At 48.4% G+C, this 1577-nt stretch carries 1 rRNA gene; it reads left to right on the top strand.

What is annotated here, in order from left to right:
• The first annotated feature begins 30 nt into the window (after window positions 1-30).
• Window positions 31-1545 (top strand): 16S ribosomal RNA (locus T364_RS0106895).
• The last annotated feature ends 32 nt before the right edge of the window (window positions 1546-1577 follow it).

The raw sequence follows: 1577 nt of genomic DNA, 5'->3' as shown, positions 1-1577 counted from the left end.
ATAATTGACCTAGTCAATAAATATAAAGTTTTAATGAAGAGTTTGATCCTGGCTCAGGATGAACGCTGACAGAATGCTTAACACATGCAAGTCTACTTGAATTCACTTCGGTGATAGTAAGGTGGCGGACGGGTGAGTAACACGTAAAGAACTTGCCTTGTAGTCTGGGACAACTATTGGAAACGATAGCTAATACCGGATATTATGATTTTATCGCATGATAAGATTATGAAAGCTATATGCGCTACGAGAGAGCTTTGCGTCCCATTAGCTAGTTGGTGAGGTAACGGCTCACCAAGGCGACGATGGGTAGCCGGCCTGAGAGGGTGAACGGCCACAAGGGGACTGAGACACGGCCCTTACTCCTACGGGAGGCAGCAGTGGGGAATATTGGACAATGGACCAAAAGTCTGATCCAGCAATTCTGTGTGCACGATGACGGTCTTAGGATTGTAAAGTGCTTTCAATTGGGAAGAAACAAATGACGGTACCAATAGAAGAAGCGACGGCTAAATACGTGCCAGCAGCCGCGGTAATACGTATGTCGCAAGCGTTATCCGGATTTATTGGGCGTAAAGCGCGTCTAGGTGGTTTGGTAAGTCTGATGTGAAAATGCGGGGCTCAACTCCGTATTGCGTTGGAAACTGCCTAACTAGAGTATCGGAGAGGTGGGCGGAACTACAAGTGTAGAGGTGAAATTCGTAGATATTTGTAGGAATGCCGATAGAGAAGTCAGCTCACTGGACGAATACTGACACTGAAGCGCGAAAGCATGGGGAGCAAACAGGATTAGATACCCTGGTAGTCCATGCTGTAAACGATGATTACTAAGCGTCGGGGGTCGAACCTCGGCACTCAAGCTAACGCGATAAGTAATCCGCCTGGGGAGTACGTACGCAAGTATGAAACTCAAAGGAATTGACGGGGACCCGCACAAGTGGTGGAGCATGTGGTTTAATTCGACGCAACGCGAGGAACCTTACCAGCGTTTGACATCCTAGGAATGAGAAAGAGATTTCTTAGTGCTCCTTCGGGAGAACCTAGAGACAGGTGGTGCATGGCTGTCGTCAGCTCGTGTCGTGAGATGTTGGGTTAAGTCCCGCAACGAGCGCAACCCCTATTGTATGTTGCCATCATTAAGTTGGGCACTCATGCGATACTGCCTGCGATGAGCAGGAGGAAGGTGGGGATGACGTCAAGTCATCATGCCCCTTATACGCTGGGCTACACACGTGCTACAATGGGCAGTACAGAGAGAAGCAATTTCGCGAGAAGGAGCAAATCTCAGAAAGCTGTTCGTAGTTCGGATTGTACTCTGCAACTCGAGTACATGAAGTTGGAATCACTAGTAATCGCAAATCAGCTATGTTGCGGTGAATACGTTCTCGGGTCTTGTACACACCGCCCGTCACACCACGAGAGTTGATTGCACCTGAAGTAGCAGGCCTAACCGTAAGGATGGATGCTCCGAGGGTGTGGTTAGCGATTGGGGTGAAGTCGTAACAAGGTATCCGTACGGGAACGTGCGGATGGATCACCTCCTTTCTAAGGAGCAATTCATATATCTCTTTCTATTG

Source organism: Fusobacterium perfoetens ATCC 29250 (assembly GCF_000622245.1).
Taxonomy (GTDB): Bacteria; Fusobacteriota; Fusobacteriia; order Fusobacteriales; family Fusobacteriaceae; genus Fusobacterium_B; species Fusobacterium_B perfoetens.
This window is presented reverse-complemented; position numbering and strand designations above follow the sequence as displayed.